19 protein-coding genes are annotated in these 22,165 nt (G+C 52.1%); 10 read left to right on the forward strand and 9 right to left on the reverse strand.

The window, feature by feature from the left end; genetic code table 11:
- Positions 1–62: 62 nt before the first annotated feature.
- On the forward strand, positions 63–290 hold the full coding sequence (locus JXQ28_01805) for a hypothetical protein (GenBank protein MBN2276456.1): 228 nt from the start codon (positions 63–65) through the stop codon (positions 288–290).
- Between the two features lie 88 nt (positions 291–378).
- On the opposite strand, the gene JXQ28_01810 is transcribed toward JXQ28_01805, so the two are convergent.
- From JXQ28_01810 to JXQ28_01820, 3 genes are read right to left on the reverse strand one after another with little or no spacing between them, the layout of a single operon-like run.
- Positions 379–1,260 (reverse strand): response regulator, encoded by an 882-nt coding sequence (locus JXQ28_01810; protein ID MBN2276457.1) that lies wholly within the window; start codon positions 1,258–1,260, stop codon positions 379–381.
- Between the two features lie 45 nt (positions 1,261–1,305).
- The gene (locus JXQ28_01815) at positions 1,306–2,163 is read right to left on the reverse strand and encodes a response regulator (GenBank protein ID MBN2276458.1); all 858 of its coding nucleotides are present in this window, start codon (positions 2,161–2,163) and stop codon (positions 1,306–1,308) included.
- A 7-nt stretch (positions 2,164–2,170) separates the two neighbouring features.
- Complete coding sequence (locus JXQ28_01820) at positions 2,171–3,859, reverse strand: hypothetical protein (GenBank protein MBN2276459.1); 1,689 nt, start codon at positions 3,857–3,859, stop codon at positions 2,171–2,173.
- A gap of 785 nt (positions 3,860–4,644) precedes the next feature.
- Here JXQ28_01820 and JXQ28_01825 point away from each other — a divergent pair.
- The 9 genes from JXQ28_01825 to JXQ28_01865 all read left to right on the forward strand — a co-directional run bounded on the left by JXQ28_01825 (position 4,645) and on the right by JXQ28_01865 (position 15,496).
- Positions 4,645–5,229, forward strand: a complete 585-nt coding sequence (locus tag JXQ28_01825; GenBank protein MBN2276460.1) for a sigma-70 family RNA polymerase sigma factor — start codon at positions 4,645–4,647, stop codon at positions 5,227–5,229.
- A gap of 37 nt (positions 5,230–5,266) precedes the next feature.
- Positions 5,267–5,854 (forward strand): hypothetical protein, encoded by a 588-nt coding sequence (locus tag JXQ28_01830; GenBank protein MBN2276461.1) that lies wholly within the window; start codon positions 5,267–5,269, stop codon positions 5,852–5,854.
- Positions 5,855–5,856: 2 nt separating this feature from the next.
- Positions 5,857–8,619, forward strand: a complete 2,763-nt coding sequence (locus JXQ28_01835; GenBank protein MBN2276462.1) for a CHAT domain-containing protein — start codon at positions 5,857–5,859, stop codon at positions 8,617–8,619.
- Positions 8,620–8,633: 14 nt separating this feature from the next.
- Positions 8,634–10,055 (forward strand): S8 family serine peptidase, encoded by a 1,422-nt coding sequence (locus JXQ28_01840; protein MBN2276463.1) that lies wholly within the window; start codon positions 8,634–8,636, stop codon positions 10,053–10,055.
- Between the two features lie 334 nt (positions 10,056–10,389).
- On the forward strand, positions 10,390–11,580 hold the full coding sequence (locus tag JXQ28_01845) for an efflux RND transporter periplasmic adaptor subunit (GenBank protein ID MBN2276464.1): 1,191 nt from the start codon (positions 10,390–10,392) through the stop codon (positions 11,578–11,580).
- A gap of 18 nt (positions 11,581–11,598) precedes the next feature.
- The gene (locus tag JXQ28_01850; GenBank protein ID MBN2276465.1) at positions 11,599–12,285 is read left to right on the forward strand and encodes an ABC transporter ATP-binding protein; all 687 of its coding nucleotides are present in this window, start codon (positions 11,599–11,601) and stop codon (positions 12,283–12,285) included.
- Positions 12,272–13,429, forward strand: coding sequence for an ABC transporter permease (locus tag JXQ28_01855; GenBank protein ID MBN2276466.1), 1,158 nt, complete (start codon positions 12,272–12,274; stop codon positions 13,427–13,429). The genes JXQ28_01850 and JXQ28_01855 overlap by 14 nt, the downstream gene beginning before the upstream one ends.
- Positions 13,430–13,440: 11 nt before the next feature.
- A complete protein-coding gene (locus tag JXQ28_01860; protein MBN2276467.1) occupies positions 13,441–14,601 on the forward strand; it encodes an ABC transporter permease in 1,161 nt (386 codons plus the stop codon).
- A 118-nt stretch (positions 14,602–14,719) separates the two neighbouring features.
- On the forward strand, positions 14,720–15,496 hold the full coding sequence (locus tag JXQ28_01865; GenBank protein MBN2276468.1) for a sulfite exporter TauE/SafE family protein: 777 nt from the start codon (positions 14,720–14,722) through the stop codon (positions 15,494–15,496).
- Positions 15,497–15,502: 6 nt separating this feature from the next.
- On the opposite strand, the gene xth is transcribed toward JXQ28_01865, so the two are convergent.
- The 6 genes from xth to JXQ28_01895 all read right to left on the reverse strand — a co-directional run bounded on the left by xth (position 15,503) and on the right by JXQ28_01895 (position 22,083).
- A complete protein-coding gene (gene xth / locus JXQ28_01870; protein MBN2276469.1) occupies positions 15,503–16,276 on the reverse strand; it encodes an exodeoxyribonuclease III in 774 nt (257 codons plus the stop codon).
- Between the two features lie 15 nt (positions 16,277–16,291).
- Complete coding sequence (locus tag JXQ28_01875; GenBank protein ID MBN2276470.1) at positions 16,292–17,266, reverse strand: L-threonine 3-dehydrogenase; 975 nt, start codon at positions 17,264–17,266, stop codon at positions 16,292–16,294.
- A gap of 110 nt (positions 17,267–17,376) precedes the next feature.
- Positions 17,377–18,153, reverse strand: coding sequence for a response regulator (locus JXQ28_01880; protein MBN2276471.1), 777 nt, complete (start codon positions 18,151–18,153; stop codon positions 17,377–17,379).
- Between the two features lie 19 nt (positions 18,154–18,172).
- On the reverse strand, positions 18,173–20,011 hold the full coding sequence (locus JXQ28_01885; GenBank protein ID MBN2276472.1) for a PAS domain-containing protein: 1,839 nt from the start codon (positions 20,009–20,011) through the stop codon (positions 18,173–18,175).
- A 63-nt stretch (positions 20,012–20,074) separates the two neighbouring features.
- Positions 20,075–21,043, reverse strand: a complete 969-nt coding sequence (locus tag JXQ28_01890) for a hypothetical protein (protein MBN2276473.1) — start codon at positions 21,041–21,043, stop codon at positions 20,075–20,077.
- Positions 21,044–21,183: 140 nt separating this feature from the next.
- Complete coding sequence (locus JXQ28_01895) at positions 21,184–22,083, reverse strand: DMT family transporter (GenBank protein MBN2276474.1); 900 nt, start codon at positions 22,081–22,083, stop codon at positions 21,184–21,186.
- Positions 22,084–22,165: the final 82 nt, after the last annotated feature.

A 22,165-nucleotide genomic window follows, 5' to 3' on the forward strand; every position in this document is an offset into this window, starting at 1 on the left:
CCTGCCGGACAATAAATAGCTATTGCAACAGAGGGATGGGACGCGGCGATCAATGGACTTATATGAAAATCAACGGATTACAAAGTCGTCCTGATAATTTAATGGCGGCTGTCTCGGTCTCTGATTTTTTGGCTCAAGCTGTATCCCGATTCGGTCGATTGAGATTAATAAGTCGTCGTCATGACGGCCAGGGGGTGAAAGCGGCGGACAAGGAGGTCGGCCGCTCACTCGCTTTTCTCTTAATTATCTATTTTAATGGTGGAATAATGTTCAGGAATCAGGCGAAATAAATGGCCTTGGGGAGGCAATGAAATCATTGACGGCGGCCAGGAAAACAGCCCGGTTTATCGGATACAGGCAAAACCGGGCCGGGTAATTTTAGACGGAACCAAGGCAATCGGCCACCTCGAGGATGATATCCCGTCCCCGGAGAACACCGACCAGTTCATTATCCCGCATCACGGCGATATTGATCAGGTGGTGCTCATCCATCAGATGAATGGCCTCCATCAGCGACGCATCGACCGCCACCATGGCCTGGTCATCGACCAGATCCCCGATAAACCTCTGGCCGATGACCTTGCACTGCGCCAGAAACATCCCGGTGAAGAAGGAAGCGTATGGTGAATGGCTGATTGAGGGCGGGATAAGCAGTTTGAGAAGATCGTTGAACCGGATAATCCCGCGGAATTCTCCTTTGCGGCTGAAGACCAGAGCCGAACGGACCTGACCGGAGCGAACGCCCTCGGGAACTGGCCGATAAAAAGCTTTCCGCAGTTCCTCGAGAACCGAGGTCATTGGTTCATCATCATAGACTCGCGGGTAAAAGGCGGGCGGCACCATCAATTCGAAGATGGTTCTTTCGCGCAGGGTTTTATTTCGTCCCCGGTCGAGCATGACGCGGATTTTATCGCCGAGCTGTTCCATATCGACCGGTTTCTGGAGAAAATCGACAATCTCCAGCTTGATTCCGGCCATAGCCGAATCGAAATCGCCATGCCCGGTCAGAATCAGAACCGGCAGGTTTTCCTCGAACTCGCGCAGTTTCTGCAAGGTTTCGATCCCGCTCATCCCGGGCATCTTGAGATCCAGAACGACAATATCGGGCCGGGCCTGTTTGACCCGTCCCAGAGCCTCCTGGCCGTCAGCCGCCTCGGTCACAATGAAACCGCGTCGTCCCAGAGTCCGCGCCGCGGCCTGACGGAAATCGTCCTCATCATCGACAAAAAGCAGCTTAATTTGGGGTTTTTTATTTTCCATATTCATCTCCTTTGGCCGCCGTCTCGCGGTGCAGCCGGTCGTGACTCAATCCGGGTAACGCTGCCGGATTTCTTCGATCAATTCCTGCTGCCTGATCTCCAGGGCTTCCCGGCGGCGATTGAAAACTTTGTTAATGGCCGTTATCAGCGCCTGAACATCGGTCGGTTTCATGAGGTATTCACTGGCGCCCATCTTGATGCCATTGACGGCATCATCGACCGAAGGATGCCCCGACAGGAGAATCACCTCGATGGCCGGCATCTCTTTTTTTATCCGTTTCAGCACTTCCAGCCCGTCCATCCCCGGCATCCTGACATCCAGAACGACCACATCAATCGGGATTTCGTCGAGAATCCGAAGGGCTTTGTCGCCGCTGTCGGCCGTCACGACCCGCATTTTCCGCCGCTCCAGGGTGTTTTTCAGCGATTCGAATAATTCAATTTCATCATCGACCAGAAGCACCTGGATCGGACCGATTCGGGTTTCGTCGGGTTTCTCCCCTCCGGCGGTTTTCTCTCCGGCCGATTCCTTTGCGGCCGCCCGGCGGAGTTTATCGGCCAGTTCGTCCATATCGCACGGTTTGGCGACATAATCGGCGATCCCCTCTCTGGATGTCTGAAAAGCCTGCGCGATGGTACCATGGCCGGTCAGGATAACGACTGCCATATTGGGGCGTTCTTTGCGAAATCGCCGAAAAACCTCAACTCCGTCAAGACCCGGCATTTTAACATCAAGCAGAGCCACATCGTACTCCTCGGATTGGATCATATCCAGGGCGGCGACACCGTCGCGGGCAATCGCCACCTCAAACCCCCGCCGTTCCAGAGCCCGGGATGACGATTCCAGGAATTCCACCTCATCATCCACCATCAGGAGTTTTAATTTTTTTCCGGATTCATTCATTTGAGCCTCACCTGTCCTTGAACTTACGTTTATCGGTGACCGGCGGCAGAGCAATATGCATCGTCGTTCCTGTATTCAGGGCGCTCTCGGCCCGGATGCGGCCGCCCCAGGAATGCACGATACCATAGCAGACCGAAAGCCCCAGGCCGGTTCCTTTGCCTACCGGTTTGGTGGTGAAAAACGGCTCGAAAATGCGCTCCAGATTTTCCGGGGCGATACCCGAGCCGGTGTCTTTTATTTCCAGATGAATTTGGTTATCCCCGCTAAAGGCCCTGATAGTAATCTCGCCGCCGTCGTGCATGGCATCGAGGGCATTGTTGATCAGGTTGACAATAACCTGCTCGAATTCCACCGGATCGGCCAGGGCCGGGGGTAAATCATTATCGATCTCAATTTTAATTTCCACATTACGGATGGCCGCCTGGCGGCGGAGAAGATTGACGATTTCCTCGAGACGCGGAACAATATCGGTCGGCTCCAGAGAAGTTTCCCGCTGACGTCCGAACTGAAGCATCTTGCGGGTAATATTGGCACATCGCTGAATCTGTTTTTTGGCCCGTTCCACCGACTGAAGAATTTGTTCACCCGGAGCCGGATTTTCATTCAGCTCCGCGACCAGATCGGAGATGTTGGTTTGCTCGGCGTTGATTATGGCCAGGGGGTTGTTGATTTCATGGGCCAGTCCGGTGGCCAGTTCCCCAATCGAGGCCAGCTTGGCCGAACGCATAAAGGCTTGTGTCATCTTCTCCCGCTGGGCATTGGCCCGATCGATCTGGCCGATCAAGTGCCAGGTGGCCAGAAAAGTGGTCACTACCAGCAGTCCGACCGCCATCGCCACCACCAGGGCTCCTTTGGCAATGGCCTCGTTGACCGGGGCCTGAACCGCCGCCAGCCCGCGTTCGACCACCAGCATCCAGCGGTCGTCATTGATCCACGTAGTTACCCGGATTTTAACCGAATCGGCCACCATCACCCGGCTGTCGCGGACACCGCGATGAAAGGTGAGACTGTCGATCGGGGCTTTTTCCAGCAAAGCCCCTACCCGGGGCCGGGTCTGATAGAGCCCCTGGCGGTTGACCAGGTAGGCATCGCTGTTATCCCCCAGATCACCGCTGGTCACCAGGGCATCGAACTGGTCGCTGTTGATGGTCGCCCGAAGTATCCATGGCCGCCCGGAATCCTCGGCTTTTACGGCGATAATACAATGGGGAACTCGGCGGAATCCGAGGAAAACATCGCTGATATAAACACCCCGGGACATAACTTCTTTAAACCAATCGGTCTCGAGGTAGTTGCGGTCCTGCAAATCATAAGGCCCGACATAGGCCAGATGCCGCCCCTTCTCATCAATGACACCCAGGTCGACAAAGCTTTCGCCGCTGGAATGATTCAACTCCTCGAGATAGAGTCGTAATCGAACAGGATCACTGATATCTTTTTTGGTCCGGGAGACCACCAGGATCTGGAGAAGATGGACCCGCTCGGCCAGATTGGCCTCGATCGCCCGGGCATGGCTCTGGACCTCGGTCCGCATCTGTTCCAGGGCCTTTTGTTCAAGGAGATTGCCGAATACGATCCAGGCCCCGAAGGCGGCGATGGCCAGGGGTAAAAAAGCCGCCACCAGCAGAACAATAATGATCCGCCAGCGTAAAGCCGGCCCGCGAAGTACAAAACCACTCAGCCTGGCGCCGGGCATAGAGACGTCCTTCCCATATATCGCGGCAAAACCGGACGGCGGCGGATTACCAATCGATCCGGGCTACGAAATCTCGCGACCGTCACCGGCATAAACGCTGTTTCAAGCTGACCCTGCAACGATATCAATTCCCGAAACGATATTTATCCACCGGCCGTTTTTCAATCAGTCTCTGTCTTCCATATACAAACAATATGGCGAATGAAATCTATCGGTTATGTGGATTCGGCGCAACAGATTAATTTGACCGACCGGATTATTTTGAGGGAATATCTCCTCTGTTTTGAAAGGCTTCTTATCACAATATAAGTGCCCGGTATCCTGTAATTGGATTACCCGCAAATTGGAATATGGGTTGCTGAAATAGAAAAGGACCTGACCCATAAGTCCCATCTCCTTATTCCGCCGGAACTGGATACTGTAACAGCGAAGTCCGGAGGATAAAAAAACGCGGCTTTTGGCAAATTTTATGTATTTTTTCGATCTTTTGATCTCTCAATCCATATAAGAAAGGCAGAATATACGACAATCAAGTTTTAATAAGCACAACTGCTTAATAAAAGCCTCTCTTTTATGTGGTTAGTTGCAGGAGCTGGGCCGCCAGGTTCATCTCCTGTTTTATTTATTCCGATGGAAGGCGGGCGCAGATAGATAATTTCTCTGTATTCGAAACCATGGTGAGATCGGACCTATCCCGGATTTCATGGCGGATGTTCCACCCCTGTATAAAGGATTTTGTATATGAAGGGGGTAGCGTTATCGAAAATTATCGATAAATTGAAGACGTGGACAAAAACGATAGTAATTATCTTTCATCGCTGGTAGGCCGGTGTCTGGCCGATGACAGGAATGCCTGGACCGAACTGGTGGAGCGCATCACCCCGCTGGTTTTTTCAATATGCCGCAGGATGAAATTATCGCGCGAGGACAGTTTTGATATTTATGGTCAGGTGTCGTTTTTACTCTGGAAAAATCTGGATAGATTACAGACGCCGGCCAAATTGCTGTCTTACGTAACAACCATAACCCGTCGGGTTGTCTATGCTCATCAAAAGAAATCCAGGATACTGGAGCGGGTGGAAGAGGCCATCAAGTTGGAAACCGGCGATTTGTCGGCGGAAACACCCGAGGAAGTTTACGCCGTGCGGGAGAGAAGCGAGATATTATTAAAAGCCCTGGCCCGTCTTCCCAGACGAGATTATCAGCTAATTCGGGCGTTGTTTTTTAACCGGAGCAATCCCACCTATGAGGAAATTGCCCGGCAACTGGGCATACCAGTCTCGTCGATCGGGCCATCGCGCGAGCGTTGCTTTAAAAAACTGTATCGCCTGCTGAAGAAAAACGAGCGATTTTTTAGGTATTTTTTATGAAAATTTGTCTCTCTATCATGTATGGAGGAGGGTAGGAATGAAAAACGACCCAAACAAACTTGAACTCCTGCTGGAACTTGCCCGGGGCGGGTTGTCGGGCAACCGGAAAGTAAAAATCGAGTCCGAACTGGCCGCCGACGGAGAGTTACGTGATCTTTATAATATCGCAAAAAGCCTTCAGGAAGAAGGTTCAAGGACTGACCGGGACCAGCTTTACCGGTCGGCTATTGACATGTCGGGCAGGATGTTCGATGATATCCTGGAGGCTCGCCGGACAGGTCGCCCGAATAAAGGTATTGCCATTTTCGATTCCGGTTTTGTCCCTCTGCCGGAGGGGGTCCGGCCAGCCGCAATTGATACCCGGAAATTGAGGTACGCTTTTGAAAATTACGAGCTGGAATTGACTTTGTATCCGGTTTCATCAGATTCTTTTGAAATAATCGGGCGGCTTTCAGGATCCGATCAGGAGCCTGACAAAATCACTCTTCGCCGGGGAAAAACCGTTTACACCGTCGAGACCGACCCGTTTCGCCTATTTCGATTCGCCCGGGTGCCATCTCTTGATTACACCCTGGAAATATCTCGCGGCGGCGAGGTTATCGGGCAGATCGATTTGAACCTGTAATTATGATTGACTTGTCACACATACAGGATCTCAATAGTCGATCCGCGGTCGAGGCGTTTATTTCCGACCGCTACGATGACAATGTTCTCGATTTTTTGCACGACTTGGATCGGGGTATCAACCGTCTGATCCGGACCGATCTGAAAAAATCGGCCCGTTATCTGGAAGCTGTAAAAAGGATTTTCAGGTATTTGCCGCCCAACCTGAAACCGCGTCTTTTTGCCATCCAGGGCCGATTTCACCATTGGACCGGTCAATATGGATCGGCCTTACGGTATTATCGTATGGCCTTGAGGGAATTCCGGCGGAGGAGGAATACCGAAGCGGTGGCCCGGCTGGGCAAGGGGTTGATGGATGTTTACATGTATCTGGGGCGATACCGGGAGGCGCTTAATATCGGCCGAGATTCGCTGAATTTCTTCCGCAGAAACCGGTTTCAGACCGACGCCGGGCAGATTCTTAATAATATCGGTAATGTCTATCATCGGATGGATAATAATCATCAGGCTCTTTCCCATTACAACCGGGCTCTGGAAATATTCGGTGAGGAGGATAGTGTTTCGCGGGCGATTGTGCAATACAACCGGGCCAATGTTTACACCAATCTCAATCAACTTCGGAAAGCCGAGGAGTTGTACCGATCGGCGGCCGAGCTGTATCGCCGGTCCGGGATGGAGATCGCCGAAACCCAGGCGGAGTACTCCCTGGCTTATCTTTATTTTCTTGAGGATCGCTACACCGAGGCGGCCACGGTGTTTGAAGCCGTTTACAATAAGTTTAACGCCCTGGGCGATGTTAAATCGGCGACCAATGCCCGGCTTGATATGGTCGAGATCGATATCCAGCTTAACCAGTACGGGTCGGCGATTATGGCCGCTGATGAAATCATTCCCGAATTCGGCCGGCTGGGAATGCGCTATGAGCAGGCCAAAGCCTGTTTCTTTGCCGCCGAGGCCCGGATCAAGCTGGGAGATTATGTCCTGGCTTCACGCCGGTTGCGAACGGCCGAATCACTTTTTGTCAGGGAAGACAACAATCACTGGCTGGGTATGATTCATATTACCAAGAGCCGTCTGATGATCGCCCGGAGGCGGTTTGCGGACACTCTCAGGGAGACTGACCGGGCTATCGAAAGATTTGTGCGAAGCGGCAATGAACGGCGGCGGATCGATGCCGAGATAATAAAAATCGAGGCTATGATGCAGAAGGGTGATATCCGGGGCGCCTTGAAACTGGCCGGGACCTTTACCGATGAAAAACTGGTCAGCTACCAGTTGTACAACTTGCACTGTGTTATCGGGCAGTGCTATTACAATCTCCGGGAATATGATGTGGCTCTGGATAAGTTCCGTGAAGCGGTATGGATTGTCGAAAAAATGCTGGAAGGTCTCTATCCCGATGAAATTAGCTATTTTTTCGTAATCGATAAATATTACAGCTACAAAATGGTGGTCGATTGCCTTTTAAAACTGGGACGCATACAGGATTCCTTCATCTCCAATCTTAAGGCCCTGGAAATTATCAACCGCAAGGCCGCCTCCGAACGACATCTGGAAAAAGAGGTTCCTCAGGAACTGGTAAACCGGCGCGATGAACTTCGGGCGGCGCTGAAAAAGATGAACCAGTCGCCCCGGGACAGCCAGCGACAGGCTTACAGCTATGCCCGATATTTTGCGCTGGAACAGGAACTCTGGGCCAACGAGCGCAAGATTCGAGCTTGCCTCTATCCCGACCGGATCAAGAAAGACAACGGCTTAGGGGCGAACGACGATATTATCGGATTACTGCGCCCGGATGAAACCATCGTCAATTTCATCACCACCGGGGCAATTACCGGGGTCTTTTGTGTCAACCGCAATAAAACGGAATTTGCTCAGCTGGAATTGAATCATGATGTGCTGGAATCGCTTCTCAGGCGATTACATTTTGTCTTTGAATCGGTGGTTTCGGGATATAAATATATTGATGAAGCGGGATTGGCGGCCGAAACCTATCTTAAGGAGATTTATCGGCTGGTTTTCAAACCGATCCGATCCCATCTTACCGGCGACAGAATAATAATCATGGCCGACGGCAGTTTCGGCCAGATTCCCTTCAATGCCCTCAAGGATGAAAACAATCATTATCTGATGGAAGATTTCCGTCTCAGTTACGCGGTCAATCCCGATGATCTTCGGGACAGAACCGAACTGGCCGGACTGAGCGAATGGAAAAACAATGCCATTTTCGCCATTTCGGGTGATTTACTGCCTTCGATTGAAATCGAGGCCCGCCGGATAAAAGATATTTTCGGTCAATCGAAAGTATATTATGACCAGGCCGCTGACCGTCAGTCGCTGTTGAAAGAAATTGGGCGGGCCGATGGTTTTCTGCATATTGCCGCCCATGCCTCACGATCATCGGAAAACCCCCTGTTTTCCCGGATTTTAATGGGTGACGGCCCATTTTATCCCTTTGATCTCTTCGAAACAGGTATAAGAGCAAAGCTGGTAACGCTTTCCGGTTGCCAAACGGCCGCTCCCGGATTATATTACGGTAATTCTTTCAGTCTCGCCAAAGCCTTTTATCAGGCGGGGGGAAGATTCGTCCTGGCGACATTATGGCCGGTGGCCGATAAGGTCAGCATGCTGTTTATGATACGATTTTATCAGGCACTGGCCGAGAAAGAAAATATACATGAGGCGTACTGGAAAACGGTCAGGTCGATGATCGACGTCACCGATAATCCGGCTTTCTGGAGTTCATTTGTGTTATTGGGAATATAGATCAGGATGGGCATATGATACGATTTAAAAACATTCGGCGTGTTTTAGCGGTCTTTTTATCGATAATATCTATACTGCTGGTGTCGCAACCGGAGTTGTGGGCACTTGACAGAATGGCGGATCAGGCAATTGTCCGAGTCCGTGGGAATGTCAATATTAATTCCGTCATAGGTGACATCAACGGTATGCCGATCGATTCCATCAATCAGAGCAACACCTACCTGGTGACATTCCCCGGCACGATTCCGGTTGATTCCGCCGTCAACAGACTTCGCCCTGAAAACGGGGTTCTACATGCCCAGCCCAATTTTATCTGGACGTTACCGGAAGTCGAGCAGATCAGCCAATCATTTCCCGATGAAAATCGCCCGGTTTTCACTATGGGAATCAGCCCGATACAATACTACGATACGGCCCTGGTGTATGATATCAATTCCGATACGGCCAACACGTTTTCCACCGGTGCCGGGGTGGTGGTCGCGGTGATCGATAATGGTATCAGGGCCGATCATCCGCTTTTTGTCAATTCACTGGCCGGACCCGGTTATGATTTTGTCGATGCCGATGATGATCCTTCGGAAGTGCCCGGCGAGGTTTTCGGCCACGGGACATTCGTGGCGGGAATAATCAAGCGAATCGCCCCGGATTGTCAGATTTTACCGATCCGGGCTTTCGATGCCGACGGCTACGGCAATTCCTTCACTGCCGCCAAGGCTATTTATTACGCACTGGAGCATGGTGCCGATGTTATTAATATGAGTTTCAGCATGAATGAATCGAACCTGGTCATGGGCACGGTCATCCAGGAGGTTCTGCGCGGCGGTCCCGTAATGGCGGCGGCTTCCGGCAATGACGGCCTGGAAATGGTTACCTATCCTTCCGGCTACAGCGGTGTTATTGCGGTTTCGGCCATCGATACAGCCGATTATATTGCCGATTTTTCCAATTTCGGTTATTATCTCGATGTTTGTGCTCCCGGGGTTAATATTTACAGTTCCCTGGCCGGCGAATACGAATGGGGTACCTGGAGCGGGACATCTTTCTCAGCCGCCATGGTCAGCGGGACAGCCGCCCTGGTTCGGCAGGTTAAACCCGATTTTAATTCCAAAAAAGTATCCAAAGTTCTTCGCCTGAGTGCCAACCGGTATCTGGATTGGGGTTATATAGAGGGGAACGAAATTCATTATGGTTTCGGTTGTGTCGATGCCCTGGGGGCGGTTAACGGGGCCATGACAGCTGATGACAATTTCGGTGAGGAAGCGCCCAATATCCTCAATGTCACCGACATGATCCGGTTTATTTACGGTGATGATACAGAAGTATTGCCCGAAAATCAGGTTGGCGACTGTAATTGTTCGGGCCAGATTAACATCCTCGATGTTACTCTGTTGGTCAATTATATCTACCGGGGCGGCCCGGAGCCGATGTGTAAATAGGCTTGATTGAAGGGTATCAAAATCGGTGAACCGAGGGGCTCTTCGCGCTTAAGCTCGGCTCTCGGTTTAGCGCCGCCGTCAACGGCGGCGTCTTTATTTTCTGCCTTCCGGCATCCGATCAAATGGTATGGTATTCGAACTACCTGTTAGAAATCAATTAATAATGCCGGCGGGGCGGAAAAACGGCTTGCCTTTGGGATTCCGATGCTATAAATTGGCCCAAATTCCGGGTCAGGGATTTTATTTATATGAATGTGATGGTCCCGATATTGATTTCTTATTATTATGCCTGATCCGGTCAAGCTGACCGCCTCGCCAGGAAGTGTAAAATATTATGGATGAATCAAATGCCGGAAAGGCTGATCTTTCGGCCCTGAAAATAGATCGTAATCGAAAATCGGCCCCGGGCCGGAAAAAAAGATGGCTTCATCTGCTCTGGCTGTTGCTACCGATAGTTATCTATTTTGGCTACCGGGCCACTTTGAATCGAGTGGCGCCATCGGTGAAAGTACGGACCGCCACAGCGCGGGTGATTACCGGAAGCGAGGCCGCGGCGGAGCTGGTGGCAACCGGCTATGTGGTGGCTCAGGTCAAGGCGGCGGTGGCCTCGAAAGGTACCGGACGGTTGAGAGTTCTCAATGTCGAGGAGGGCGACAGTGTCCGGGCCAATACCATCCTGGGTGAACTTGAAAATGATGATATTATGGCCGAACTCGACCTGGCGCGAGCCCAATTGAAACAGGTCCGGGCCGACTCGGTTCTGGCCTGGCAGAGTCTGACAAGATACCGCCGTCTGCTTAAAGATAATTATACCACTGAGGAAGTTGTGGAAGAGGCCGAGGCGGCTTACACCAGGGCCGTGGCATCGGTTGAAGGGGCCGAGGCCGGGGTCCGGGGGGCCGAAGTGGCGCTGGAAAATACTGTCATCCGGGCTCCGTTCGATGGGACGGTGCTGACCAAGAACGCCGATGTCGGGGAGATGGTGGCTCCGCTGGCGGCCACCGTATCATCGCGGGGGGCGGTAGTAACGATGGCCGATATGTCGTCACTGGAGGTGGAAGCCGATGTTTCCGAGGCAAATATCCAGAAAGTGAAAGTCGGCCAGCCTTGCGAAATTATTCTCGATGCCTACCCCGATCATAAATATCCCGGCCATGTTAAAAAAATCGTCCCCACCGCGGATAGAACCCGTGCAACTGTTTTAACCAAAATCGCATTTGAGGAAAAAGATGACCGGGTTTTGCCGGAGATGTCGGCCCGGGTCAATTTCCTGCCGATTGTCGATCAACCGGCGGAAAAAATCGAACCGGCCCTGGTTGTTCCGCATGAGGCATTGACCACCCGCGAAGGTAAAACGGTGGTTTTCGGGATTGTCGATAACCGGGCACAAATGATCGTGGTGGAAATCGGGCGGCGGCTGGGCAGTGAGACCGAGATTATCTCCGGTCTGGAAAAGGGACAGAAGGTGATCCTGGAGCCGCCGGGAGGAATGGAAACCGGCGACAAAGTCGAAATGTCAATTTGATAAAATCAGGTATGAGTTATGGCGGAAAAAATTGTTCAGGTTAGTAATCTTTATAAATCGTACTATCGCGATTCGATTGAAATACCGGTTCTTCACAATATCAATCTTGAGGTCGAGATCGGACAATTTCTGGCCCTGATGGGGCCGTCCGGTTCGGGAAAAACCACTCTGCTCAACCTGCTGGCCGGAATAGATCAACCGACTTCGGGAAAACTGATGGTGGCCGGTGAGGATACCAGCCGTTTGAGCGACAGTCAACTGGCCAAATGGCGCGCCCGGCATATCGGGTTTGTTTTTCAGTTTTATAACCTGCTCCCGGTTTTGACGGCTTTCGAGAATGTGGAACTGCCTCTTCTTCTCACCCACCTGAGTAAAAAAGAACGGCGCCAGCATGTCGAAACCGCCCTGTCGATCGTCGGTCTGGCCGACCGAATGAAGCATTATCCGCGCCAGCTATCCGGCGGTCAGGAACAACGGGTGGCTATCGCCAGGGCCATTGTCTCCGATCCATCCCTAATTCTGGCCGATGAGCCGACCGGTGACCTGGACAAGCAATCGGCCGAGGAAATTATGACCCTGATGACCCGGCTTAACAAGGAATTCAACAAAACTATCATTATGGTCACTCATGATCCGCGGGCGGCCGATAAAGCCGAAATAATACGTCAGCTCGATAAAGGGATTCTCAACGGTGAAAGTCTTTAAACTGATTTTCAAAAATGCGGCCCGGCGCAAACTGAGGGCCTTCCTGACCATCCTGGGAATCGCCCTGGCCGTGATGGCTTTTGGATTAATCCGGACTTTTATCGATGCCTGGTATGCCGGGGCGCGGGCGGCCCAACCCGATCGCCTGGTTACACGGCATGCCGTGTCTATTGTATTCGACCTGCCGATTGCATATAAAGATCAAATTTTGAGTATCGACGGGGTGGAAGATGTCACTTATGCTATCTGGTTTGGCGGGATATATATCGATCCCTCCAATTTCTTCCCCCAGATGGGCGTCGAACCGGAATCCTTTTTCCGGATTTTCCCTGAATTTATATTGGCCAGGGATCAACTGGAGGCTTTGGTACGAGAAAAGCGGGGAGCCGTCGTCGGGCGAAAAGTTGCCGACCGCTTCGGCTGGAAAATCGGCGACAAAATCAACCTGATCGGGACTATCTATCCCGGCAACTGGGAATTTATCATCACCGGGATTTACACCGGCCGGGATGTCGATACCGATGAAACGATGTTTCTTTTCCGTTTCGATTATGTGGATGAAGTGATGAAACAGGAATCCCCCGGAAGGGTCGGGGAAGTGGGTTGGTATGCTCTCAAGATCGACGATCCCAGCCGGGCGGCCGAAATCGCCTCGGCCATCGACCGGCGGTTCGATAATTCCTGGGCGGAGACCAAAACCGAAACCGAAAAGCAGTTTCAGTTGAGTTTTATCTCGATGGCGGGTGCTATCATAGTTGGCCTGAGAATTATTTCGTACCTCATTATCGGGGTGATTCTGCTGGTGATGATCAATACCATGGCTATGACGGCCCGGGAGCGTGTTTCGGAAAACGCCTTCATGAGGACGCTGGGATTCCGGGGATATCACCTGACCGGGTTGATTCTGGGCGAATCATTGATAATCGCCGCCGCGGGAGGAATAACCGGGATGGGTCTTTTGTACCTGGTTAGCAATGGGGTTCGGGTGGCTTTAAGTCAGTACTTCCCGGGTTTCGAGGCCAGCCTGCTGGTGTACATGACCTGTCTGGTGGTGGCAATTCTGGTCGGGATTATCGCTTCCATCTTTCCCGTCCAGAGAGCCCTGCGAATCAGCATTGTCGATGGACTGCGCGTGGTCGATTGAGGAGTTATGCTATGATACCGGCCGGTTATACATTTCGGAATATTCTGCAGCATAAGGTGACCTCGGCTTTGACAATCCTCGGTATCAGCCTGGTGGTCTTTGTCTTCTCCGGTTCCCTGATGCTTTCCCATGGACTGAAAGCTACCCTGGTGGCCACCGGGACGGACGGCAATGTGATTGCCATCCGGAAATCCTCGCAGACCGAGGTGATGTCTATTGTTGACTATGAACAGGCCCGAATTTTGGCCACCTCCCCGGAGATCGCCCGCGACGAAAACGATGCCCCTTTCCTGACCAATGAAATTTATGTTCTGATCGGTCTCAAATCCCGCTCCAACGGTGATGAGGCTCAGGTGGTGGTTCGAGGAGTGACGCCCAATTCGATGAAACTGCGGCCGATGATAAAGATGGTGGAAGGCCGGATGTGGAATGATCCCGGTTCGGAGATTATTGCCGGGAGCGAGGCGGCCAAACGGTTTATCGGGTGCGGGCTTGGCGAGCAGGTTCGCTTCGGCGCCCGCCAGTGGACGGTGGTGGGAATTTTCGATGCCGGCGGAACCGGATTCGATTCGGAATTGCGGTGCGAAATCAACCAGGCTACCGATGCCTTCCGGCGCCCGGTCTATTCCTCGGTGACATTTCGCTTGGCCGACACCTCAGGGTTCGCCGCTTTCAAGCAAAAAATAGAAGATGATCGTCGGCTGACACTCGAGATCAAGCAGGAAAAGGAGTACTATGAGGCGCAGTCGCGCTATACCACCACTTTCATTTCCATTGCCGGTAGTGTTATCAGTATTGTCTTCAGTCTCGGGGCGATAATCGGAGCCATGATTACCATGTATGCCGCGGTGGCCAACCGGGTCAAGGAGATCGGCACCCTTCGGGCTCTCGGATTCAGCCGATTCAGTATTCTGACTTCGTTTTTGACCGAATCGATGCTGATCGCATTATCGGGCGGGGCGCTTGGGGTTCTGGCGGCTTATTTCCTCGGATTTTTCAGAATCTCAACCACCAACTGGGATACTTTTTCGGAAATCGCTTTTAATTTCGAAATGTCCTGGGCCATAGCCATCTCGGCCTTGGTTTTTTCACTTCTGATGGGTATCATCGGCGGTTTCCTTCCGGCCGTCCGGGCGGCCCGGCTGAAAATAATCGATACCCTCCGCGCCTGATTAATTCCTTTGCGGACCGGATATTATTCGGTTCGGAAACTCAAAAACAACTTGTCGAAAAACCGGGCATAATGTAGCTTGCTCTCCATCGTGAAACAGATCGGGGGATAATAGTAGATTGGATTGGTATATTTATCCGCTGGTAGTTCTGGCCGGCTTTGTTTGCGGTTTTATAAATACCCTGGCCGGAAGCGGCTCACTGGTGACTCTGCCGCTGTTGATTTTTCTGGGACTTCCGGCCAATGTCGCCAACGGTACCAACCGGGTGGCAATCCTGCTTCAGACGATGGTGGCGGTCGAGAAATTCCGCCGCGAAAAACGTCTCGACCCGAGGCGGGGCGGCCTTCTGGCGATTCCGGCCATTTTCGGTGCGGTGGTCGGGGCTCAGATCGCGGTCAATCTCGACGAGCAGTTGATGCGCCAAACGATCGGCGTTCTCATGGTGGTCATGCTGGTGGTGATCCTGGTTAAACCGAAACGATGGCTGGTGGGCAGACCGGAAATAACCGACCGGCGGCCGGGTCTGATATTGATTTTAACTTTTTTCGGAATCGGAGTGTACGGCGGTTTCATTCAGGCCGGGGTGGGAATATTCCTGCTGGCCGGACTGGTGCTGGCGGCGGGATATGATCTGGTCAAAGCCAACGCCATCAAAAATCTGATTATCCTCTGTTTTACTGTTTTCGCGTTGCTGGTTTTCATTTTCAATAACCAGGTCCGCTGGGAAATCGGGCTTATTCTGGCGGTCGGGAATATGCTCGGGGCCTGGGTGGCGGCCCGGCTGGCGGTCGAGAAGGGGGCCGGTTTCGTACGCTGGCTGCTGATAGGCGTGATAATCGTCTCGGCGGTTATGTTGCTCGGCGTGGACAAACTGATCGCCGGGTTGTTCCGATAGAATCCGTTACAGGGACAGATCGATTCCGATCGGGCAATGGTCCGAACCCATGATTTCCGGACGGATAAAAGCCTTCCGCACTTTCTTTTTCAGACTGTCGCTGACAAAGAAATAATCTATTCTCCAGCCCACATTTCGTTCCCGGGCCCGGGTAATCATATCCCACCAGGTGTACTGCTCCGGTTCCCGGTTGAACATCCGGAAAGTATCATGATAACCATGCTCGACAAATTTATCCATCCAAGCCCGCTCCTCGGGCAGAAAACCGGAGACTTTTTCGTTCTCTTTCGGGCGGGCCAGGTCGATCTCCTTGTGGGCGGTATTGACATCGCCGCAGATAACGAGATTTTTCCCGCCGTTTTTCATCCGGTCGGCAATCTCGAGGAAAGTATCATAGAATTCCATTTTATAGTGCAGACGCTCTTTCGACTGCTTGCCGTTGGGATAATAAATATTGAACAGGATAAATTTGTCGTACTCGGCGATAATGATCCGCCCCTCGTTGTCGAACTTCTCGATTCCAAAACCGGAAGACAATTTTTTCGGTTCCCTCCGGGAATAGAGTGCCACCCCGCTGTAACCCTTTTTCTCGGCCGAAACGAAGTACGTATGATAACCGTCGATATTTTTCAATTCATCGGGAATCTGGTTGGCGGCGGCCTTGGTTTCCTGAAGACAGAGGATATCCGGTTTTTCGTCAAGGAACCAGTCCAGGGCTTTCTTTCGGTGGACAGCCCGGAGGCCGTTGACATTCCATGACATCAGGCGGATGGTTTTCATAACCCTGCCATCCTCTTACCGGGAAGTTTGACCTTGCGGTTTTTCCAGCCGTTCCGACAGCTTGTCCAGCATATCTCTGGTCATCATGGCCAGATCAAAGGTCGGTTTCCAGCCCCATTCTGCGCGGGCGGCGGAATCATCGAGGAAATTCGGCCAGGAATCGGCAATCGACTGGCGGACCGGATCGACATTGAAGTCTATTTCGAAATCGGGAATATGTTTCTTTATTTCGGCGGCGATAAGTTCCGGGGTGAAATTCATCGCCGTCACATTGAAGGAGTTACGGTTTTTCAGTTTTGACGGGTCAGCCTCCATCAGGTCTATCATTCCCTTGATGGCATCCGGCATATACATCATATCCAGCCGGGTGTCCCGGTTCAGGTAGCAGGTGTACTTATGGTGTTTGAGAGCTTCGATATATATCTCCACGGCATAATCGGTGGTGCCGCCGCCGGGTTCGGTTTCATACGAAATCAAACCCGGAAAACGGAGGCCGCGGGTATCGAGATCGAATTTTTGATGGTAATAATCGCAGAGCAGTTCTCCGGTCACCTTGGTCACACCGTACATCGTCCGGGGCCGCTGAATCGTCACCTGGGGAGTCCCGTCTTTGGGAGTTTCCGGGCCGAAGGCGCCGATCGAACTGGGAACGAACAGAGCACAGTGGTATTGACGGGCGGCTTCAAGCATGTTGTACAGTCCGTTGACATTGACCAGCCAGGCCTGGTTCGGTTTGGCCTCACCGACCGCCGAGAGAATGGCCGCCAGGTGATAAATGGTATCGACATTGTATATCTGCATGACCCTGGTGATATGGTGCGGGTCGAGGCAGTCCAGAAATTCGAACGGGCCGGTATCGCGAAGAGTGGTGGTGGTGGGCATGCGGATATCGGTGGCGATGACATTGTCCCGTCCGTAATGTTTTCTCAGTTCAACCGTCAGTTCCGAGCCGATCTGTCCGATGGCCCCGGTGATCAGGATTCTTTTCATTGATGTATTCCTCAGCATTAAGCAGTTGTCTTTTTTCGGGCCATAATATAAGGACCGGCTTGAAATAAATCCAGTGGCAAACGGAACGGAAACGGCCCGGAAACAAGAATCTACAAACCCAGCAGTTTGATTTCCTGCTCGAATCGCGATGGTTTGAGACGGATCAGCCAGCCCTCGTCATAGGGATCCTGGAGGGCCGAAACGGGATCGTCGAGAACTTTTTGATTGACCTCGACAACGGTTCCTGAAAGGGGAGAAAGAATCGAATGAGAGCGCATGTCGGCCGAGAAAATCTGAAGGTAGGAGCCTCCCTGGCGGAGTTCATCGCCCGGTGAGGGCAGGTAAATGGTCTGGATTTTGCCGATCATCTGGATAAAGGCACCCTCGACTCCCAGGAGGACAATCCCATCCTCCAGAAGCATCATCCAGGAATGATCCCCGATGGTTTTGATCCGGTCGACCGGCCCGCCATTGATTTTACCATTGCCGTTTCCCCCGTCAGGGGAATCGGCGGCCAGAACCAGTTTGGCGGCCCGCTGGAGAACTCCCAGAAGTTCTTTTTTGGAAAAAGGCTTGGCGATATAATCGAATGCCCCCAGCTGGGTGGCCTGGAGAGCGGTATTGATCGTGGCATAACCGGTTATCATGACCACCGGGAGATAAGGGTGATCCTTACGCACCATTTCCATGAATTCCAGCCCGTCGATTTCCGGCATCATTAAATCGGTCAGGATAACATCGATTTTATGCTCCTTGAGTTGTTCCAGGGCGGCCGCCACTGACAGGGCCGTGAAAACCTCATAATTATCCCGCTTAAGCAGTTTGCGGATGCTGTCCAGAACGATCTGTTCATCATCCACCACCAGGGTGTTTATCTTACGTTCCATGGTTTTTTCCTCGGACAATTCATTCTCCCGAATTAGAATTATTCTGCCTGATAAAGCCGGGCAGGAAAATACGGAAAATCGCCCCGCCGCCGTCGGCCATATCTATCTCAATCGTTCCCCGGTGCCGTTCGACAATACCCCAGCTGACCGCCAGCCCAAGGCCGTTGGTGCCCTTGGTCGAGAAAAACGGCTCGAAAACTTTGTCGATCAGGTTTTCCGGGATTCCCGGACCGGTATCCTCGACCGAAATGATGCATTTATCCTGTCTCCGGTCATAGGCGGTAGTGATAATAATTTTTCCTTTTTCTTTCATGGCCTCGGCGGCATTGAGCATCAGGTTCAAAATCACCTGTTGAAGCTGGCCGGGATCGCCCTGGATGGTCGGAAGATCATCGCCGGAATTTTTTTCGATGGCAATGTTGCGGAACTGGGGCAGTTTCTGCACCAGGGACAGCGCCCGCTCGACCACCTCGTTGGGGCTTAAAGTCTCCAGCTTGGGTTCTTCCTGCCGGGCGAAATTGAGGAGGTTACGGACAATATCGCGGCATCGCAGGGTCTCGCGGATAATTACTTTCAGATCGTCGCGATGCGGGTCATCATCGGGGAAATCCTCCAGCATATCCTCGGCATAGGCCAGCACCCCGGTCAGAGGATTGTTGATCTCGTGAGCCACCCCGGCGGCCAGTTTTCCAACCGCGGCCAGCTTGGTACTCTGCACCAGTTGATCGCGCAGTTCCTTTTCCGAGGTGATATCCCGGTCGATAGTACAGGTCCCGGTGATACTCCCCTTATAATCGGTCAGCGGAAAGCGCGTGGTCTGGAAATACCGGTCGCGGCCGTCGATGGCGATAGTCTGTTCGTAGATCTGCGCCCGACCTGATTGCAGAACCTGCTGATCATGCTCTCTGATTCCCCGGGCCATCTCGCGGGGCAGGATTTCACCGGGGGTTTTACCGATGAAATCCTCGACCGGGCGGTTGAACGCGCGGGCACAGACCGGATTAACAATGACATAACGCCCCTCGATATCTTTGATCGAAATCCAGTCCAGGGCCGAATCGATAAACGAGCGGAAACGCTGTTCGGCGCTCTCGATCTCGCGGCGCAATTTGACCTTTTCGGTAATCCGGTGCCAGATTCCCAGGATGGCGATAATTTTCCCCTCGGTATCGGTAATCGGGGTTCGGGTCACCTCCCAGTACGATTCATTGGGGGGATCGGTCCGCCAGACCATGGTGTGCGGCTTGCCGGTCTCGATGACATCATCCAGAAGAGAGATGGTCTCGATACATTTGGCCGATAGAGCGGTGTTGGCCAGAAGCTCATCGCACGTTTTGCCCATCGCCTGTTCGGCCGTATATCCCGAAAACTCGCCAAGGCTGGCGTTAATCTTGATGGTCAGCTTGTCCCGGTCGAGAACCACCAGAGGATCGGGAATGGTATCGAATACCGACTGCAGGAAATGCCGCTCCTTTTCGATTTTTTGTTCCAGGTCGGTGATTTCGCGGAGCTGGCGGCGCTGGTCCTCCTGGGCGTTGACCAGGTCCCAGAAAATCCTGGCGAAAGTATGGTCGATCAATCCCGCCCCGGGCGGCATACTCCTATAAATCATCTCCAGAACGGAATCGCTCCCGGTCAATTCGATAATCAATTCGATATTGGGAATTTCCGACAGGGCCCGATGCATATCGGTGCTGGTTTCAAGCCCGATCTGACGAGCATAAACCATCCCCGGGGCATTCATATCCAAATCGATTACCGCCAGTATTTCAAGGGTCAGTTCGCGGAGAAAACCTCCCCGCGCCAGTTCGATAATTGCTTTGGCGCCTTTACCGCCGCCGATGACTATTGTTCTCATGTCGGATACCCACGCCTTGGGCCGGGAATTAAAATCGAAAACCCTCCTGCTGTATATCTAAGACTATTGTATTCCGGAGTCAAGCATTTCATAATAGTCATCCAGGAATTGGTCGAGATTGGTATAAAACTGCTTCGGCCGAATGGTGAAATGGAGCAGGATATCGTTCAGCTTCTCGGGAATATACGGATACAGTTTGCCGAGATTCATCAAACGGTATTCAAAAAAACCCGAGGCGTCATCCGGAGCAAGGCTTTCCCGGATTTCCTCCGGAAACCGGCTGTCGCGGAGAGCCGCCTTGAAGGTTGTTATACCCTTGCCGACCGCGTAGTTGACGATATTGCCCAGGCTCCAGATATCAAAATCGGAAACATTCTGGTTGAGATCGAAATCAATCCAGCGGTAACGCCCGGTGTCGGCCTCAATAATAATATGATCGTTACGGATATCCCCGTGACAGGTTTTGTTCCGGTGGAGAAATCTGATGGCCTCAAAGCTATCGGCCAGATTACGGAGAATATCCGGCAGATCCTCGTGGAAATACCGCTCATGGCTTTTCTCGATTTCGAAAATCTGCTGGAAAAAAGTCCGGCCGCGAATGAAATCAATCACCCTGACATGATTGTTTTTATCATCCATGATGGTCGTGCCCTGCATGAAACGATTATCACCGTGGACAATATCGAGCACCCGGGCTTCTTTTTCCGGCGACCGGAAACAGTGAATTTTGAATACCCCGATATGCACATGGAAATCCTCGTGGAAAACCGTCTTAACGATTTTACGCTCACCCGATTCGAGATCAAAGACATTGAAAACCCAGTATTTCGGTTGATCACTGATCCCGAATCGTTTCTCGTACTGATGACCATTGACCAGAAAATCCCGGTCCCCGAGGCGGAGGATATGGCCGCGTTCGATTCTCATCCAGTCCGAGGTGTCGGTCAGGATGACAATTTGAGGCGGAGTAGCCCATCCAATCAGGGATTTTATGCGCTCGGCGATTTTTTCAGGATCATTATTATCGGCCATCAATCTCCGTTTCAACCGGGATCGGATATAACCGGCATACTAATTTTTAAGGCAATCGGATTTCTTCAATATTAAATACCGAATAAAATCGGCCTTGCGCAAGGATTTTCGGGGTTGTTGGTATTTTGAATTCGCGTCTATCAGGCTCCGGTCCGGGAAATATCTCTGGCCCGTCGGGTGGGCGGTAAAGCGGATATTATCAGGGCGATAAAAATCAGCAGTCCCCCGGCCGCCCGGTGGGTAATAATCGTTTCCCCGCCCAGAGTCCAGGCAAACAGGGCGGCGAAAACCGGTTCGAAGGCAAAAATCAGTGACACCCGGACCGGCGAGATAATTTTCTGGGCCACCATCTGGATTACAAAGGCCGAGAGGGTCGGTAGCAGGGCCAGAAAAATAACCGTCCGCAGGGCCGCCCCGGAGCCGACTCCGAACGGCAAATCAAAAATCAGTCCGGTCGCCAGACTCATCAGACCGACCATAATAAATTGCTGGCAACTGATTACATAGGGATCGATCCCGGCTTTCATATATTTATCCGAGTAGAGCAGATGCAAAGCATAGGTCATAGCGGTGATCAGGGTCAACATATCGCCCGGATTAATATCGCGCAGGCCGCCGGTCAGAATCCAGAGCCCGCCCAGCGAAACGACTGAGGCGATGATATCGGTTCGCGACGGCCGGCTTTTAAAGATGGTCAGAAGAAAAATCGGGACAAAGGCGACAAATAGCCCGGTGATAAAACCGGAATTGGAGGCGGTGGTGTATTTCAGCCCCATAGTCTGTGGGATATAGAGCAGATATAAAAGCACTGCCAGAAGAAATGACCGTTTCAGGCCGGTGAAAAGCGGCCTTTTCCCGAAGGCCAGAAAAATCAGAAGGACTGTCCCGGCCATCAGAAACCGGTAACCCACCATAATGACCGGATCGATATCATCCAGAGCCGCTTTGACGATATAAAAAGTGGCGCCCCAGATCGCGGCCGCATAAAATAGCCCGATCTGGGCCAAAGCAGTGAATCTTCGGGGTGTCGTATTAGGCATCAGATATGGAATTAGCCGATTCCGCCGGTGAATGTCAAAGGAAATCTATGACCCGTTGAACAGGTAATTAAAGCGAAAAATC

The sequence above is a fragment of the Candidatus Zixiibacteriota bacterium genome (assembly GCA_016933955.1).
Classification (GTDB): Bacteria; Zixibacteria; MSB-5A5; order GN15; family PGXB01; genus JAFGTT01.

What these genes read in the sequence shown, in the direction of transcription:
- JXQ28_01805 (MBN2276456.1), top strand. Translation starts at nt 63, where the DNA reads ATGAAAATCAACGGATTACAAAGTCGTCCTGATAATTTAATGGCGGCT.
- JXQ28_01810 (MBN2276457.1), bottom strand. Translation starts at nt 1,260, where the DNA reads ATGGAAAATAAAAAACCCCAAATTAAGCTGCTTTTTGTCGATGATGAG.
- JXQ28_01815 (MBN2276458.1), bottom strand. Translation starts at nt 2,163, where the DNA reads ATGAATGAATCCGGAAAAAAATTAAAACTCCTGATGGTGGATGATGAG.
- JXQ28_01820 (MBN2276459.1), bottom strand. Translation starts at nt 3,859, where the DNA reads ATGCCCGGCGCCAGGCTGAGTGGTTTTGTACTTCGCGGGCCGGCTTTA.
- JXQ28_01830 (MBN2276461.1), top strand. Translation starts at nt 5,267, where the DNA reads ATGAAAAACGACCCAAACAAACTTGAACTCCTGCTGGAACTTGCCCGG.
- JXQ28_01835 (MBN2276462.1), top strand. Translation starts at nt 5,857, where the DNA reads ATGATTGACTTGTCACACATACAGGATCTCAATAGTCGATCCGCGGTC.
- JXQ28_01840 (MBN2276463.1), top strand. Translation starts at nt 8,634, where the DNA reads ATGATACGATTTAAAAACATTCGGCGTGTTTTAGCGGTCTTTTTATCG.
- JXQ28_01845 (MBN2276464.1), top strand. Translation starts at nt 10,390, where the DNA reads ATGGATGAATCAAATGCCGGAAAGGCTGATCTTTCGGCCCTGAAAATA.
- JXQ28_01850 (MBN2276465.1), top strand. Translation starts at nt 11,599, where the DNA reads ATGGCGGAAAAAATTGTTCAGGTTAGTAATCTTTATAAATCGTACTAT.
- JXQ28_01860 (MBN2276467.1), top strand. Translation starts at nt 13,441, where the DNA reads ATGATACCGGCCGGTTATACATTTCGGAATATTCTGCAGCATAAGGTG.
- xth (MBN2276469.1), bottom strand. Translation starts at nt 16,276, where the DNA reads ATGAAAACCATCCGCCTGATGTCATGGAATGTCAACGGCCTCCGGGCT.
- JXQ28_01875 (MBN2276470.1), bottom strand. Translation starts at nt 17,266, where the DNA reads ATGAAAAGAATCCTGATCACCGGGGCCATCGGACAGATCGGCTCGGAA.
- JXQ28_01880 (MBN2276471.1), bottom strand. Translation starts at nt 18,153, where the DNA reads ATGGAACGTAAGATAAACACCCTGGTGGTGGATGATGAACAGATCGTT.
- JXQ28_01885 (MBN2276472.1), bottom strand. Translation starts at nt 20,011, where the DNA reads ATGAGAACAATAGTCATCGGCGGCGGTAAAGGCGCCAAAGCAATTATC.
- JXQ28_01890 (MBN2276473.1), bottom strand. Translation starts at nt 21,043, where the DNA reads ATGGCCGATAATAATGATCCTGAAAAAATCGCCGAGCGCATAAAATCC.
- JXQ28_01895 (MBN2276474.1), bottom strand. Translation starts at nt 22,083, where the DNA reads ATGCCTAATACGACACCCCGAAGATTCACTGCTTTGGCCCAGATCGGG.